Origin of the sequence: Hydrogenophaga sp. (genome assembly GCF_050182545.1) — a bacterium.
Classification (GTDB): domain Bacteria; phylum Pseudomonadota; class Gammaproteobacteria; order Burkholderiales; family Burkholderiaceae_C; genus Hydrogenophaga.
Window position 1 is genome coordinate 13,695 of the sequence record NZ_JBFXCD010000013.1, and the last position, 14,623, is coordinate 28,317.

The following is a 14,623-nucleotide window of genomic DNA, read 5'->3' on the forward strand; positions in this document are numbered from 1 at the left end:
GGTCGCCGCGCCGGTGAACGCCCTGCGCTTGCGTGGCCTCAATTGGGCGAAAAAAAACCGCCCGTGTGGGCGGCTGTAACCGGTACAGGAAAACCGGGGCAACTGCGGCTCAGAATTTGAGCTTTCCTGTTGTGACCTGCTTTGTCAGGCGGTCGCTGATTACGAATTCCAGCGCCTTCAACGCGCCCAACTGCTCTACCGGAATCAGGGTCTTGCGGTGCATGTAAAACACGTCCTCGCCCCCCATCGAAAAGCACACGTAGCGCGTGGCGTTGCCGATGGCCGTCTTGTCGGCTTCGGCCCATCGCTGAGAAATGGCGAAGATGCTGATGCCGCGCTTCAATCCCCGGCGCAGCAAGATGCCCCAATTGCCCGGGGCCTTGCTCGGCGTGGTCACATCGGCCAATTCTTCCGCGATGAAAACCAGCGGCTCCACGTAGCGGCCGGCGTACATCACGCACGCGCAACAGAAGTCAAATTCCGCCTTGAGGTCGCCCCCTGCGACGTAGGCCAATTTCATCGGGCCGGGCTTCTTGATCGCGGCCAGCAGCGCGGCGCGCGTGGTGATCTTGGTGAACCCTCGCACCTGGCTCCACTGGTCTTCCGGGTCCCACGCGATGATGCGTTTTTCGGCCTTGACCTGGCGCAACGTCCATGCCGTTTTGCCGGAGCGCGAGGCCCCGGCGATCACGTTCAACTCGCCATCGATCGTCTTCATGCCGGACCCACCACGCCGCCGAACGTGACTTGTTTCGACTCGGCCGGCGCTGGCGCTGCAGGCGGTGCCGCCAGGTCGATGCCGGTCGCACTCACCGCCGCATCAGGCTTGCGCCGCGCGATATCGGCGAGGTCATGCTTCACGCCCTTGACGGTGGCAAAGGCGAGCGGGCCGATGATGATCGCGCACGCGATTTCCTCGCCGTACTTCCCCATCATGCCGTCTTGCATCCAGCCGTACTTGTCGCACACCTTCGCCACCGCGCCGGCCGCCAGGTCGGTGGTTTCGTCGGTGTAGATCGTGGGCAGGCTCGGGAACATGGGCGAGAGCACGCCCACGGCCATTTTCACCAGGCCGGCAATCTCGGCGGCCAGGTCCGGACCCTCTTCCTTCTCCGGCTCCACCGGCTGGCCGGCCAGCACCTGGCCGCCGGCCGCCACTTCGAGCGCGGCCAGGTCGGACGCCTGTTCCTGGCTCGTGGCGTTGCCGGCCTCAATGTCGCGCTCCACCTGTTGCGTGTCGGTGCTGCTGGGCTTCATGCTGCACCCCCACCCAGGAACTGCAGGGCATCGGCCAGGCCGGAGCGCTTGCGCGCGACCGGTACGGGTGCAGGCGCGGACACCACGGCCGGCGCTGGTGCCGGCGTGGCGGCCGGCTTCGCCGCGGCGAACGGGTAGCGCTCCACGAACGCGGCCACGCGCTCGGGGTCCGGACCGACGCGCAGCTGCTGCCTGCACGTCGCGGTGCAGAAGCCGAACGGGTGGCCGTTCTTGTCGTTGGTGATGCGCATGCCGCCACTGGTGCCACAGGTCGGGCAATCGATGTAACCGAGCACGCCCTTATCCATGGTTGCGCTCCAACTCGCTGGGGCGGAATTTCTTTTCCACGTCCACCGACTCGCCATCCTTCACGCCCTCAATGCGCACCATCAACCAGCCACCGCCCACACCGGGCAGCTGCTGGGTGATCCGACCCACCAGGCCCGCATACGGCCCCGCCTTGATCCGCGCCACATCATGCAGCTGAAAAATATCCTTCATGGTCTACCCCTTCAAATGGCCCCCCGGCCCCCGAATTCCAGTTGTAGCGCCGGTCCAGCTTGCGCCGTAGGCGCTTGAGCGGTGCGAATCGACCCGCTGAAACTTCCAAAGTACTCCTGTCCAACGTGTCGAGCATCGGCGTCGCCGTGCAGTTATTGACACGGGTCCAAGGCGGCAGCGCTTCGCGCAGCCGCTCCTCATCCTCTCGGCGTTTTTGCAGCTGCTCGATTCGCAAAGCCATGTCGCGCGCGGCCTGCGCGTCCATGGCGTGAATCAGGCCCTGCAGCCGCTCGCAATGCTGCTCGATAGCGTCATCCGCGCTGCCCTTGCTGATGACTACCCACTCCGTGCGCTCGGACTGAATCGCAGTCATGGCCGGCCGGAAATAGCCGCCACCAGCCACGCCGCGCGCCACCAGATGCGCAGGCGCGGCCATGGGCACGCGCCCTGCCCCCACCACACCCACGATGCGCGGCTGCGATGCCTCGCCGTACCGGTTTGCTTTCTCGCGCTGCTCCATGAGCATGCGCACCGTCCAGGCCGCGCGCTTGCAGGTCGGGCCGCCCTGCGTCATGACGTAGCGCTGCCAGGCGACAGCGCGTTTTTCGTCCGGCTCCGTCAGCTTGAGATTGACCGCGGCCGCCGCATCGCGCAGCGTGTCGGCCACCGTCGCCACGTCGCCCAGGTTGTCCGGGTTGAGCCGGCGCAACTCGCGCCACACCGTCACAGGCGGCCCGCCTATTTGCTGGAACTGACGGATGCCCCACACCCGCGACCAGGCCACCACCGCGCGCGACGTGCGCTCGATGTTGTTGCCGAACAAATCCACGTCCAGGCCGAAGCCGTCAACGCCCTTGGCGATGTACTTCGCGATGTAGGCCGCCGCGCTGCCCTTGCTGCTGTCGATGGCCTCGATCTTCACGCGGTGCGCCCGCGCGCCTGGCTCGTTCGGGTGATCATTTTCGAGGAAGTACCGGCGCAGGCCGGCATCGAAAACCGTCACCGCATCGGTCGGCAGCTTGCACAGCTTTTTCAGCTGCACGCGCTCGGTCATCGGCGCAAAGAAACACAGCACATTCCAGTGCGGTGTGGCGTCTTGGTGCGGCTCGGTGGTGCGAAAGCCATAGACCCTCAGGCCCTGGCGCTCCCACCAGGCGCACAGCCGCCGCCACTGCTGCGCCAGGTACTGCTGCGCCGCGCGCGGCTGGGTGCCATCGTATTTTTTGTTTGCGATTGGCGCGCCGTTGCTGGTGTGCTTCCACTTGTGCATTCGGCTGGGGCACGTCAGCACGGCCCAGCGCTTCACATGGCCCAGGTCATCGGCGCACAGTTCGAAGCCGGAAACGCGGGTCATCAATTCGCCACGGCGAATCGTCGGGTTCGATACGCTGCGCTCGGCCACTTCCAGCAGCGTCATTTCGTCGCCGCGCTCGCTCACCGCCAGCGTGTGTTTCAGCATGGCCGCGTTCGCCGCCTGGCGCTTGGTCGCTATGTCCAACGACTCCCGGCTGATGTACGGGTCCGCGCGGCCGTTCACCAGACCCAGGCGAATGGCGCAGCTTTCCACCGTGCGCGCGTGCGCCTTGCGGAACACCCGCCGCCAGAACACCGGATCGCGCAACCGCGCCAGGCGGCCCCGGTCGGTCATGTCGGGGCCATCGGGCCAGAGGTCGGCCACGCCACGGCAGGCCATCAACCAGCGCGCCGTCTGCACCTGTTTGTGCAGGATGCACCGCGCCAAATATTCGGCCGGCATGTGCGCCCACACGACGCGGTAACGGCCCTCAATGTCGGCATGGTGGTCCGCGTGGTCGCGGGCCTCTTGGTCGGCCAGCTGGCACAGGTCGGAATCGCCCATGTTCGGGCGGATGCCGGCGCGCCTGCCGCGCTCCAGTTCGTCGAGCCGGCGCGTCAGCCACACATCGGCCGCGCCGTGCGTGCGGCCCTTGCCGGCCAATTCCTCAACGATGCCGCGCCAGCTGGCCGCCATCTTGTCGGCCCAGCGCTGTGGCAGCGCGAAGAGCCGCGGCTGCGCCCAGTGTGGCGACGTGGGAACGGCCACCAGAGGCGCAACCGCAGCGGCCCCCGAGAAGCCGCTGATGCTGGCGAATGGGCCGATGCCCGAGCCCTTTTTCTTCACCGCGCGCACCTACCCGCCAACTCCACCAGCCACGCGGCCAGCTGGGGGGGGGTGTGCTCGCGCTCGGCCTTGGTTATCTCCGGACGATCCGCGAGGCGCGTACCGTCCTGCCGCCGGCCGCTGGTGCCCACCACATGCGAAGCCCGCTCGATGCTGAATGGATAGCTCGGAATACCCGAAGGCTCGCACCCCACGATGTAGAGCATCGTCCGTTTCTCGGCTCGGTGCCCCCACCAGTTCTGACATATCGGCATGGTCCACCCGCCCCACGCATCCCGCTCCCCTGGCTGCGGCAACTGCTGATCCCCCCATAGCGTGGAAGCGTTTGGATGCTCCAACACGCCGCCCCACGCACGGACCTGCGCAACGGCCCACCGCGCCAATTCCTTTTCATCGGGTCGAGGGTTCGCCATATGGCGCAGTCTGCCCCACGCGCGACAAGGCGGGTGCGCCACGACAGGCACGCCGCCAGGCCATCGGCGCGCGTCGCGCTCGGCGTCCCACACGTCGCACTGCGGCATGGTTTTGTAGGTGCTGTCAGCACGCGCGAACAGGACCGCGATCACGCGCCCTGCCCCGCCTGCTTGGCGTTCGCCTGCGCCCACCGCTTGTCCCATTCCGCGCGAATGGCCGGCGGCAGCTGCGCCCAGCCCACCGGACGCGGCCAGGCGTTCCCCCCGGTCGGCACCAGCACGCCGCCAGCGTTGACGCGCCACGCCCTCATGCCGCCCTCGCCTGCTCGCGTTCGTGCGCGATCAGCGCGGCCTCGGCCGCCATGTCGCCGCCCACGGACAGCGCGCCCCAGGCGTCCGGGGTCATCACCTCGCTGTGAATCACCGTGTTGAACAGCATGACTTCGAACAGCACGCCCAGGCCCTTGCGCGCCGGCTGCACGACGATGGCCTTACCGTTACCGAGCTTGACGGTGGTTTTCATCGCATGCCCCCGGTGCAGATGCCCAGGCACTGGCCTTCGACCGGCCCGTTACAGCCGCTGGCCGCGCACGCGGGCGCGCCGGCCTCGCGGTTGATGCGCCTGGCGCTGGCGGTGCCCTCGGACACCAGGGGGATGCGCCGCTGCGCTTCCGGCTCCACCGTTGCCGTTACAGGCGCGCCGGCCAGGGCGAACCCCTTACGGATGGCCCGCATGTGCTGGCCCGCCGTCGCGTTGATGTGTTTTTTGATGTTGCGCATTGCGGCTGCGCAGGCCAATTCAATTGCCGTGCTCATATGGCCACCGGGACCAAATCGCCGAAATCATCCACCACCGCCAATTGGCCGCCGCTCAAATTCCAGGGCGACGAAACGGACGCGATGACGCTGTAATAGCGCCGGTCTAGCGTGTTTTTCCAATACTCGAATTTGACCCGGTACGCGCACCCAGCGCGCCCCGTTAATTGAAATGACATGGCCCCGCCTTGATTCCCCGATTGCCTTCAAAACGAAGGCCGGGACAGCCCGAAGGCATGGGGGGGAAATCAAAAAAGCTGCCCCGGCGGACCGGACTTTACTGGAACCCATTCGTGTAGGGAAGCCCTTCGTGTGCTGGAAGGCCAAACCCGGTTCGCGTACCCTAACGGTTACAGGCAATCCGCCCGGCCCATTCCCCCTTACGGAAAGCGAGTTATCCACATGGCTATCAACATGGTTTCTCTATTGGACAACGCCAAAGTTGCCCACAGGTTGCCCAGCGACTACAAGTTGGCCTTGGTGCTGGGCATCGATCAGAAGTCCTTGAGGAATTACAGGGACAGCAAGACCCTGCCCGACGCTCGGGTATTGGTAAAGCTTTGTGAACTTACGGGTGATGACCCGGCGATTTTGCTGGCCGAGATCGAGGAACAGCGGGCCAAGACCGACGAGGCCAAAGCCCTTTGGCACCAGATCGCCGCCAGGCTGCAATCGGCCGCCGCTGCTGGCGTTTTTTCAGTGGTGTTTTTGATCGCCGCGATGGGCGGTTTGCCTATGAGCGAGGCCAGCGCGAGGGCTCAATTCGACAGCTTCATTTCCTATACATCGTGGAAGATAAAACCGCCGCCTCGGAAACGGCCCTGCAGCCCGCAAGCCGCCTGGAACGTCCCCGCCAGGCAGATGGCAGGCAGGCATGCGCGGGCGCCGGTCAGTAGCGGGCTTCTGGGCCGGCAGCGTCCGTCGTGGTCAGCATGCCATGCCAGCGGTCGACCTTCTTGAACAGGCCTTTGTCGATCAGGATGGCAATGTGCCGGGCGACGGTCTCGCGGCGTGCCCCCAGCACATTTGCCAGTTCGGTATGACTGGGGATGCGAAACGACGCGCTGCCCGCTTCCGCGGCGATCAGTTGCAGCGCTGCGGCCACCTTGGTGAGGTAGCTGTCCTCGCGCAGCAGACGTGACCAGTCGGCCATGATGCCCAGGAACTCGGCAATCGTTCTGTAGATCGCCTGCTGAAAGGGTTCGTGGTGCATGGCCAAGTCCCTGACGGCCCGTACATCGATTTCACAGACGCGCGTCGGGGTGATGGCGGCCAGGCTGAGCAGTGCCGCTTGCCCGAAAGGCTGTGTGAACCCGATCAGGCGCCCCTTGCCCATCAGCAGGATGGGCTTGCCCTCGTCACCCGGGCGGCTTCGCAAGCCCTTGAGCAGGCCCACCTTGACCACACCCAGCATCTGCCCCTGGGTGCCCTGGATCTCCAGCATCTCGCCGACCGCCACTGTGCGCTCGCGAACGAGGGAGCGGAAGGGTTCGTGTTGCGGCAGCGGCAGCACGGCAAAAAGGCAGCGACCTCGCGTCGAACAATGCTCACAACGTGGCATCACGCCCGGTCCGTTCGTCCGCTGGGAGGGGTTGCTCATGCGTACGGGAAGCTCTCGGAAGTCCTTGCTGGGTCACACGGCAAAAGCGTCACCGGGCCGAAGACGCTTCGCGGGTGGCGCCATCACCGCTCGCGCGAGGCCCATGGTAGCGGGGCCGGGGTCGTGAGCGGACCACAGGCATACAGACGTGTGCGCGTCTCATCACAAAGCATGTTGATTTTGATAGCAGGTCGCCGTCTGCGTGTCGATGATCCAGGTCAGGCGGGGCATGAGCGTGCCCGACGCCAATGCATGCCGGGCTGCCCGGGCGGCCTGAGGACCCCACCCACCCCTGAACAAGGAGTCGACCTTTTGCTCGATGCCAACGACGAACTCGGCGACCTGACCTCCTGGTTGCTGATCCTGGAGAAGATCGTTGAGCAAAGCGCCAACATGGTGGTGATCACCGACGCGGAGCAGCACATCCGCTGGGTGAACCAGACCTACACACAGATCACCGGATGGACGCTGGACGAGGTGCAGGGCAAGACGGCGGGTCAGCTGCTGCACGGCCCATTGACCAGCGATCTGGCGAGTCGGTTCGTGCGCGATCGCCTGAGACAGGGCATGGCGGTGTCCGGTGTCGAGACCGTCAACTATCGCAAGAACGGTGAGCCCTATACCGTGCTGCTGAACATCGAGCCCATCCGCGACAGCCAGGGCCAGGTGCGGGCCTACTTCTCCATCCAGAGCGACCTCAGTGAAAAGCGGGCTCTTGAACGCACCAATGCCCGGTTGCAGCACCATCTGCAGGTCGCCCAGCGCCTGGCGCGGCTCGGCCGCGTCGAATTCAACCCCGACGGGGGCACCATGCAATGGTCCAGCGAGGTGTACACCATTCTTGAGCTGCCCCGGGACGAAGCGCCCAGGACTTTCAAGGCCCTGCTCGGCTTCGTCTGCCCCGAGGCGCAGCAGGAGCTGCAAAAGCGGCTGCAGCGCATCATGCGAAACGGCGACGAGTTCGACCATGAGCTGCCCATCACGACCCACAAGGGGCACCGCCGCTGGGTCCGCTGCCGGGGGGTGCCCGAGCGGCACGGCAACAACATCAGGCCTCCGGGCACCTGGACCATCCAGGACGTGACCGTGTACAGGGAACTGATTGAGCAAAAAAGCCTGAACAACGCTAAGTTGCAGGCCATGGTGGACGAGCCGACCTGCAACCTCGAAGAAGCCAACCGATCACTGGAGGCGTTCTCGCACGCGCTCTCGCACGATCTGAAGAAACCCGTCCGGCACATGGTCAGCTATGCCGAGATCGTGCAGGAGTCGCTGGCCACCGACGATATCCCGTCCGCCCAGGCCTACTGCCAGAAGATCGTCGCCGCAGGCACGCGGCTGCAGTCGCTGATCGACGGCATGCTGGCCTTCTCCCGCATGGGCCGGCGCGGCATCAGCCCAACCTGGGTCCGCATGGCCGACCTGGTCGACGACTGCCTGGGCGAGGTGGCGGCGTCCTTTGGCGGGCGCCGGTTCTGCGCCACGGGTCAGGACACGCTGCCCGCAGTCTGGGGCGACCCCGTCCTGCTGCGCGAGGTCTGGATCAACCTGATCGACAACGCCTTCAAGTACAGCGGCCACCAGGCGCTGACGCGGCTGGATTTCACCCATGCCAGTTCGGACAGCGGCTGGACGCTGTCCCTGCGCGACAACGGTTGCGGCTTCAGTCCTGCCATGCAGTCGCGCATCTTCCAGATGTTCGCCCGCGCCAACCCGGATGCGGCCATTGCCGGTGACGGCATCGGCCTGGCCCTGTGCCAGCGCATCGTGCAGGCGCATGGGGGCCGCATCTGGGCCGAGTCCGCGCCGGGTGACGGCTCGGTCTTTCACGTTGCCCTTGCGCGCCGCTCGCCGGGTGCGAACACGGGCACGCCCTGATCCGGGCTTCGCGCGGCGCTTCCAGTGAGCGTTTGATCACAATGCCGGCGGATAGCGGGAATTACCGATCTTTTCCGCGCTTCAGAGCGCCCTGCCCCCGTCGATGCTGTGGTTTCAACGATCTCGTGATCCACGAATTTTCATGCCTCGTCCGTGGTCCTCGAATCGCCAACCAACCCAACCAAGGACAAGAAATGGGTGTGCTCTCAAACCTCAAGATCGGCAAACGACTCGGCCTGGGCTTCGGCGTGATACTGCTGCTCATCGTCGGCATGGCCGCCACCGGCTTCGTCGGCGCTGCCAGGCTCTCCGCGGAAAGCAGGACCATCTACGAAGACCGCACCGTGCCACTGGGCGACCTCGCCACCATCTACCAGTTGATGGTGACCAACCGCGTGCTCGTCATGGACACGTTGCTCGAGCCGAAGTCCCTGGAGCAGAACCAGGCCCAGGTGCAGGCCAACGCGGCGCGCATCGGCCAGATCTGGGAACGCTATGTGGCGACCCGGCTGAGTCCGCAGGAGGCGCAGCTGGCACAGGCCTATGCGCCGGCCCGCGCCGCCTTTGTCAACGAGGGTCTGCAGGCGGTCCTGGCGGCGGTGCGCAACGGTGATCTCGAGGGTGCGCGGCGGATTTACAGCGACAAGCTCGAACCCCTGGCGCGCACCGCGATCGGCCTGTCCGACCAGCTCATCCAGCTGCAGATCGAGGTGGCCGAGCAGGAGTTCAAGCGCGCCAAGGAGCTCGAAGCGCTTGTCGAGATCGTGATGGTGGCTGCCGCGGCCTTTGCACTGCTGCTGGGGACGGGCCTTGCCATCGGCATCACGCGCTCCATCACGCACCCGATCAACTCGGCGGTGAATGTGGCGCAGACGGTGGCAGCCGGCGACCTGACCTCGCACATCAACGCCAGCGGCAAGGACGAGACTGCCGACCTGCTGCGAGCTCTCAAGGCCATGAACGACAGCTTGGTCGACGTGGTGGGCGAAGTGCGAGGCAACGCCGAGAGCGTGTCGACGGCCAGCGCACAGATCGCGCAGGGCAACGCCGACCTAAGTCAACGAACCGAGGAGCAGGCCTCGGCGCTCGAGGAAACCTCCGCCTCCATGGAACAGATGGGCTCGAGCGCCAGCCAGAATGCGGACAATGCCCGCCAGGCCAATCAGCTCGCATCCAGCGCAAGCGCGGTGGCCAGGCAGGGTGGCGCGGTCGTGAGCCAGGTGGTCGAGACCATGCGCGACATCAACGACAGCAGCCGCAAGATCAGCGACATCATCGGCGTGATCGACGGCATTGCCTTCCAGACAAACATCCTGGCCCTGAATGCCGCGGTGGAGGCGGCGCGGGCCGGCGAGCAAGGCCGGGGCTTTGCGGTTGTGGCGGGTGAAGTGCGCAACCTGGCCCAGCGCAGCGCGGAGGCGGCCAAGGAGATCAAGGTGCTGATCGGGGCCAGCGTCGAACGCGTCGAGCAGGGAACGGCGCTGGTCGATCAGGCCGGCACCACGATGCAGGAAATCGTCTCTTCGATCCAGCGCGTCAGTGACATCGTGGGAGAGATCAGCAGTGCCAGCGTCCAGCAAAGCGCCGGAGTCGGTCAGGTCGGTGAGGCGATCAGCCAGATGGACCAGGCCACTCAGCAAAACGCCGCGCTGGTCGAAGAGTCCGCAGCAGCGGCCGCCAGCCTCAGAACCCAGGCTCATCGGCTGGTGCAAACGGTGGAGCGGTTCAAGCTGTAGACCGCGCCATCAAAAAAAAGCCCGATCCGCTGTGGGAGCGGATCGGGCAGGTGTGTGGCCGGGGCAAGGCATGCCTGCCCCAGGGTCATTCCTCCACGAAAGCTTCCTCGCGCTTCTTCTTGATCGATGGCGAGACCACGACAACCAGCAGCAGCACCGCCGCAGCCAGCAGCGAGGCCGAGATGGGACGCGTCACGAAGACGGTCCAGTCTCCCCGTGAGATCAGCAGCGCGCGGCGCAGGTATTCCTCCATCATGGGCCCCAGGACCAGACCCAGCAGCAAGGGAGCCGGCTCACAACCCAGCTTGATGAAGATGTAGCCGATGAGACCGAACAGCGCCACGATCCAGATGTCGAACACGTTGTTGTTGGTCGAGTACACGCCGATGGCGCAGAACAGCACGATGGCCGGGAACAGCCAGCGGTACGGCACGGTGAGCAGCTTGACCCAGATGCCGATCAGCGGCAGGTTCAGGATCACCAGCATCGCATTGCCGATCCACATGGAGGCGATCAGGCCCCAGAACAGCTCGGGGTTCGAGGTCATGACCTGCGGACCGGGCTGGATGTTGTGGATCGTCATGGCACCCACCATCAGCGCCATCACGGGGTTGGGCGGAATGCCCAGCGTCAGCAGCGGGATGAACGATGCCTGCGCACCGGCGTTGTTGGCGGCTTCGGGCGCCGCGACACCGCGGATATTGCCTTGACCGAAGGGGACTTCACCGGCCCGGAGCTTGGTCTTCTTCTCGATCGTGTAGGCGGCGAAGGCCGACAGCACCGAGCCACCGCCGGGCAGGATGCCCAGCATGGAACCCAGGGCCGTGCCGCGCAGCACCGCAGGGATCATGCGCTTGAAGTCTTCCTTGGTGGGCATCAGGCCCGCCACCTTGCCGGCAAACACGTCGCGCTTGCTGTCGCCATGGGACAGGTTGTTGATGATCTCGCCATAGCCGAACACGCCCATCGCAATCGCCACGAAGCTGATGCCGTCGGTGAGTTCGGGAATGTCGAAGCTGAAGCGCGCCACGCCCGAATTCACGTCGGTACCGACCAGGCCGATCAGCAGGCCCAGCACGATCATGGCCAGTGCCTTGACCAGTGAACCCGAGGCCAGCACCACGGCACCGATGAGGCCCAGCACCATGAGCGCGAAGTACTCGGACGGCCCGAAGCTCAGGGCCACCTCGGTGAGCGGCGGCGCGAATGCGGCGATCACGAGGGTACCCACGCAACCGGCAAAGAAGGAGCCAATACCCGAAGCCGCCAGGGCCGGGCCTGCCCTGCCCTTGCGCGCCATCTGGTAGCCGTCGATCACGGTCACCACCGAGGACGATTCACCCGGGAGGTTGACCAGGATGGCGGTGGTGGAGCCGCCGTATTGCGCGCCGTAGTAGATACCGGCCAGCATGATGAGCGCGGCCACGGGTGGCAGGCCGTAGGTGGCCGGCAGCAGCATGGCGATGGTGGCCAGCGGGCCGATGCCCGGGAGCACGCCGATCAGCGTGCCCAGCAGACAGCCGACAAAGGCGTAAATCAGGTTCTGGAAAGTGAAGGCGACGCCGAAGCCCAGCGACAGATGTTCAAGAAGTTCCATGGAAAGTGTCTCCGGATCAGGCGGTCAGGAACGCAGGCCACACCGGGAACTGCAGGTTCAACATGTATACGAAGGCGCCATAGCTGCCCACGGCCAGGATGGTCGCCAGGATCAACGACTCCTTGATGCTGGAGTTCGGCCGGGCAAAGCCGGAAATGATCACGAGGCCGTAAATCGCAACGATCAGCCCCATGGCCGGCAAGCCCACCGGGGGGAAGCCGACAAGCAGCGCGCCAAACGCGAGGTTCGCGCCCAGAATGAAACACAGAGGACGCCAGGCGATCGCCCCGATCGGATCGCCGTCGGGTGCCTTGCTGCGGAACGACGTCGCGGTGATCACGACACCCAGGAAGGCCAGCAGGATGCCCAGCATCAGCGGGAAGTAGCCCGGCCCCATGCGGGCGGCTTCGCCGACCGTGAAATTGGTGGCACCGACGGCGAACGACACGCCGACGATGGTGAACATCATTCCCGAAAAGAAATCCTTCTGACTGGCCAGCTTCACGGCGTCTCCTCATTGTGTGGGTCAGCCGGCGATTTTGATGCGTCCCGGCCGTCCGGCCCATGTGGGTTACACCTACTTTGCCCCGGCGCGAACCCTGCTTCCGCCGCGTGCGTGGCGACTACCACTTGCCTTTGGGCTGGCGCGCGCGCACGAAGGCCGCAATGATTTCCGCTGACGCAGCGCGGTTGGCACGGTGCGCAAAATCGATGGCGGTGAGCCCCTGCTGGTTGCGCAGCAAGGGATCGGCGCCCTCCTCGAGCAGCAATTTCACCACCCCGGGCTGGCCGTAGTGGGCCGCCATCATCAGCGGCGTCGTGCGATTGGGTGACTCGGCGTCGATGTAGGCGTGGTGTTCCAGCAGCAGGCGCACCATGGCAGGGCTGGCCTCGCCCGCATGGGTGGCCGCATAGTGCAGGGGTGTCCAGCCCGTCTTGTTGACTTCGGCCTTGCGCGCGATCAGACGGCGCATCAGCTCCAGCCGGCCCTTGATGGCCGCCATCATCAAGGGGCTCTCGTCCTTGGCGTTGCGTGCCTCAATGTCCACCGATGGTTCGCCGACCAGATAGTCGGCCACGCCCAGCGCCCCGTCCCGGATGGCCAGGTACAGCGCGTGATCACCCGCTTCATTGCGCGTGTTCAGGTCAAAGCCACGCTGCGCCAGTTGCCGCACGACCACCACGTTGTCCTGCTTGATGGCCATGAAGAAGTCGTCGAACGAACTGGCATGCAGAGATGAGGCGATTCCGAGGAAAACTGAAAATATCAGTTTAAAAACAATGCTGAATTTCATATTTTTTATGTGATACATCAAGACATGTCAGGTGTTGCCAGGCGGGCGACCCGATCAAACAGGTGTTCGAAGTTGAGGCTGGTGGCCCGTGCAACGGCCTCCACCTCCAACCCCTTGATCTCGGCCACCTGCCGTGCCACCCACGGGACCCAGGCGGGCGAGTTGGTCTTTCCACGATGGGGAACCGGAGCCAGATAGGGGCTGTCGGTCTCGATCAGGGTGCGGTCCAGGGGGACAAAGGCAGCCACCTCGCGCAGATCGGCTGCGTTGCGGAAGGTCAGGATGCCGGAGAACGAAACGTAGAAGCCCAGATCCAGCGCCGCACGAGCGACATCCATGGTTTCGGTGAAACAGTGGAAGACGCCCCTGGCCACAGGCTCTGACCGACCGGAGCCCGACCCAAACCCCCCCTCTTCCTTGAGGATCTCCAGCGTGTCCTCGGACGCACTGCGGGTGTGGATCACCAGCGGCAGACCCGTCTGGCGGCCCGCGCGGATGTGGGTGCGGAACCGCTCGCGCTGCCATTCCATGTCGGCCACGGTGCGCTCACCCAGGCGGTAGTAGTCGAGCCCGGTTTCGCCAATGCCGATCACCCTGGGGCGCGCGGCGCCGGCCAGGAGGTCGTCCAGCGTGGGTTCACGCACGTCTTCGTTGTCCGGGTGCACGCCCACGGTCGCCCAGAGGTGGTCGTGCGCGCGCGCCAGTCCGTACACATCCTCGAACTCTTCCAGTGTGGTGCAGATGCACAGCGCGCGATCCACCTGGGCCTGTGCCATTTCGTCAAGGATGTCCGGCAGGCGCGACTGCAGTTCGGGAAAGCTCAGATGGCAGTGGGAGTCGGTGAACATGGCAGGAGGAACAGCATGAAAAAAGCCGATGGGCACACCATTGTGCGCCGCATCGGCTGGTGGGGCTGCGCTGGGTCAGAGCGTCTGGGTGGCGCGGTCCGAACCCAGATTGGAGCCCAGGATTTCCTCGATCTTGAGCTTGAGCTGGCGCGATTTCTCGTCGGCCGGAAACCGGATGCCCACACCCTGGGTGCGCGCGCCCTGCGCTTTGGGTGGCGTGACCCAGGCCACCTTGCCAGCGACGGGGTAGCGCTGCGGGTCATCGGGCAGGCTGAGCAGCACATAGACGTCGTCCCCCAGCCGGTACTCGCGCGACGAGGGGATGAAGATGCCGCCATCGGCGAACAAGGGGATGTAGGCGGCATACAGGGCCGCCTTCTCCTTGATGGAGAGCTGGATCACACTCGGCCGCGCCGTAGCGGACGATGGAGAGGGGTTGGTGCTCATGGTGGATGAGTTTAGCGGCAATGGGCTCGGGCTCGGCGACCGACAAGGGCTTGAGAAGCCTTCAACAGCCGGGAGTTTCCGTGACAAATCGCCAG

18 protein-coding genes are annotated in these 14,623 nt (G+C 65.2%); 3 read left to right on the forward strand and 15 right to left on the reverse strand.

Features of this window, described 5'->3' with window-relative positions; genetic code table 11:
• Positions 1-109: 109 nt before the first annotated feature.
• The 9 genes from AB7P10_RS13985 to AB7P10_RS14025 form a co-directional block, all read right to left on the reverse strand.
• Positions 110-718, reverse strand: coding sequence for a hypothetical protein (locus AB7P10_RS13985; protein ID WP_428294451.1), 609 nt, complete (start codon positions 716-718; stop codon positions 110-112).
• Positions 715-1,257 carry a hypothetical protein gene (locus AB7P10_RS13990; RefSeq protein ID WP_428294452.1) on the reverse strand — a complete coding sequence of 181 codons (543 nt, stop codon included), beginning with the start codon at positions 1,255-1,257 and terminating at the stop codon, positions 715-717. Before AB7P10_RS13990 ends, AB7P10_RS13985 begins: the two co-directional genes overlap by 4 nt.
• Positions 1,254-1,565: a hypothetical protein gene (locus AB7P10_RS13995; RefSeq protein WP_428294453.1), complete on the reverse strand. Its 312-nt coding sequence runs from the start codon at positions 1,563-1,565 to the stop codon at positions 1,254-1,256. The genes AB7P10_RS13990 and AB7P10_RS13995 overlap by 4 nt, the downstream gene beginning before the upstream one ends.
• Positions 1,558-1,758, reverse strand: coding sequence for a hypothetical protein (locus tag AB7P10_RS14000; protein WP_428294454.1), 201 nt, complete (start codon positions 1,756-1,758; stop codon positions 1,558-1,560). The genes AB7P10_RS13995 and AB7P10_RS14000 overlap by 8 nt, the downstream gene beginning before the upstream one ends.
• Positions 1,733-3,748: a replication endonuclease gene (locus AB7P10_RS14005; RefSeq protein WP_428294455.1), complete on the reverse strand. Its 2,016-nt coding sequence runs from the start codon at positions 3,746-3,748 to the stop codon at positions 1,733-1,735. Before AB7P10_RS14005 ends, AB7P10_RS14000 begins: the two co-directional genes overlap by 26 nt.
• A gap of 146 nt (positions 3,749-3,894) precedes the next feature.
• The gene (locus tag AB7P10_RS14010; protein ID WP_428294456.1) at positions 3,895-4,104 is read right to left on the reverse strand and encodes a hypothetical protein; all 210 of its coding nucleotides are present in this window, start codon (positions 4,102-4,104) and stop codon (positions 3,895-3,897) included.
• A gap of 356 nt (positions 4,105-4,460) precedes the next feature.
• Entirely contained in the window at positions 4,461-4,622 is a 162-nt protein-coding gene (locus AB7P10_RS14015) for a hypothetical protein (protein ID WP_428294457.1), read from the reverse strand.
• Entirely contained in the window at positions 4,619-4,834 is a 216-nt protein-coding gene (locus tag AB7P10_RS14020) for a hypothetical protein (RefSeq protein WP_428294458.1), read from the reverse strand. Before AB7P10_RS14020 ends, AB7P10_RS14015 begins: the two co-directional genes overlap by 4 nt.
• On the reverse strand, positions 4,831-5,091 hold the full coding sequence (locus tag AB7P10_RS14025) for a hypothetical protein (protein ID WP_428294459.1): 261 nt from the start codon (positions 5,089-5,091) through the stop codon (positions 4,831-4,833). The genes AB7P10_RS14020 and AB7P10_RS14025 overlap by 4 nt, the downstream gene beginning before the upstream one ends.
• A gap of 438 nt (positions 5,092-5,529) precedes the next feature.
• Here AB7P10_RS14025 and AB7P10_RS14030 point away from each other — a divergent pair, with 438 nt between their 5' ends.
• Entirely contained in the window at positions 5,530-6,087 is a 558-nt protein-coding gene (locus tag AB7P10_RS14030) for a DUF3693 domain-containing protein (protein ID WP_428294460.1), read from the forward strand.
• On the opposite strand, the gene AB7P10_RS14035 is transcribed toward AB7P10_RS14030, so the two are convergent.
• Positions 6,017-6,727: a Crp/Fnr family transcriptional regulator gene (locus AB7P10_RS14035; protein ID WP_428294461.1), complete on the reverse strand. Its 711-nt coding sequence runs from the start codon at positions 6,725-6,727 to the stop codon at positions 6,017-6,019. The genes AB7P10_RS14030 and AB7P10_RS14035 overlap by 71 nt on opposite strands.
• A 312-nt stretch (positions 6,728-7,039) precedes the next feature.
• Here AB7P10_RS14035 and AB7P10_RS14040 point away from each other — a divergent pair, with 312 nt between their 5' ends.
• Complete coding sequence (locus AB7P10_RS14040; protein WP_428294462.1) at positions 7,040-8,605, forward strand: sensor histidine kinase; 1,566 nt, start codon at positions 7,040-7,042, stop codon at positions 8,603-8,605.
• Between the two features lie 194 nt (positions 8,606-8,799).
• Positions 8,800-10,341 carry a methyl-accepting chemotaxis protein gene (locus AB7P10_RS14045; RefSeq protein ID WP_428294463.1) on the forward strand — a complete coding sequence of 514 codons (1,542 nt, stop codon included), beginning with the start codon at positions 8,800-8,802 and terminating at the stop codon, positions 10,339-10,341.
• 85 nt (positions 10,342-10,426) lie between these two features.
• Here AB7P10_RS14045 and AB7P10_RS14050 read toward each other — a convergent pair whose 3' ends face one another.
• The 5 genes from AB7P10_RS14050 to AB7P10_RS14070 form a co-directional block, all read right to left on the reverse strand.
• A complete protein-coding gene (locus tag AB7P10_RS14050) occupies positions 10,427-11,938 on the reverse strand; it encodes a tripartite tricarboxylate transporter permease (RefSeq protein WP_428294464.1) in 1,512 nt (503 codons plus the stop codon).
• A 16-nt stretch (positions 11,939-11,954) separates the two neighbouring features.
• Positions 11,955-12,443: a tripartite tricarboxylate transporter TctB family protein gene (locus AB7P10_RS14055; RefSeq protein ID WP_428294465.1), complete on the reverse strand. Its 489-nt coding sequence runs from the start codon at positions 12,441-12,443 to the stop codon at positions 11,955-11,957.
• A gap of 118 nt (positions 12,444-12,561) precedes the next feature.
• Positions 12,562-13,233 carry an ankyrin repeat domain-containing protein gene (locus AB7P10_RS14060; RefSeq protein ID WP_428294466.1) on the reverse strand — a complete coding sequence of 224 codons (672 nt, stop codon included), beginning with the start codon at positions 13,231-13,233 and terminating at the stop codon, positions 12,562-12,564.
• Between the two features lie 17 nt (positions 13,234-13,250).
• Entirely contained in the window at positions 13,251-14,081 is an 831-nt protein-coding gene (locus AB7P10_RS14065) for a TatD family hydrolase (RefSeq protein WP_428294467.1), read from the reverse strand.
• A 75-nt stretch (positions 14,082-14,156) separates the two neighbouring features.
• Positions 14,157-14,528 (reverse strand): PilZ domain-containing protein, encoded by a 372-nt coding sequence (locus AB7P10_RS14070; RefSeq protein WP_428294468.1) that lies wholly within the window; start codon positions 14,526-14,528, stop codon positions 14,157-14,159.
• Between the last annotated feature and the right edge of the window lie 95 nt (positions 14,529-14,623).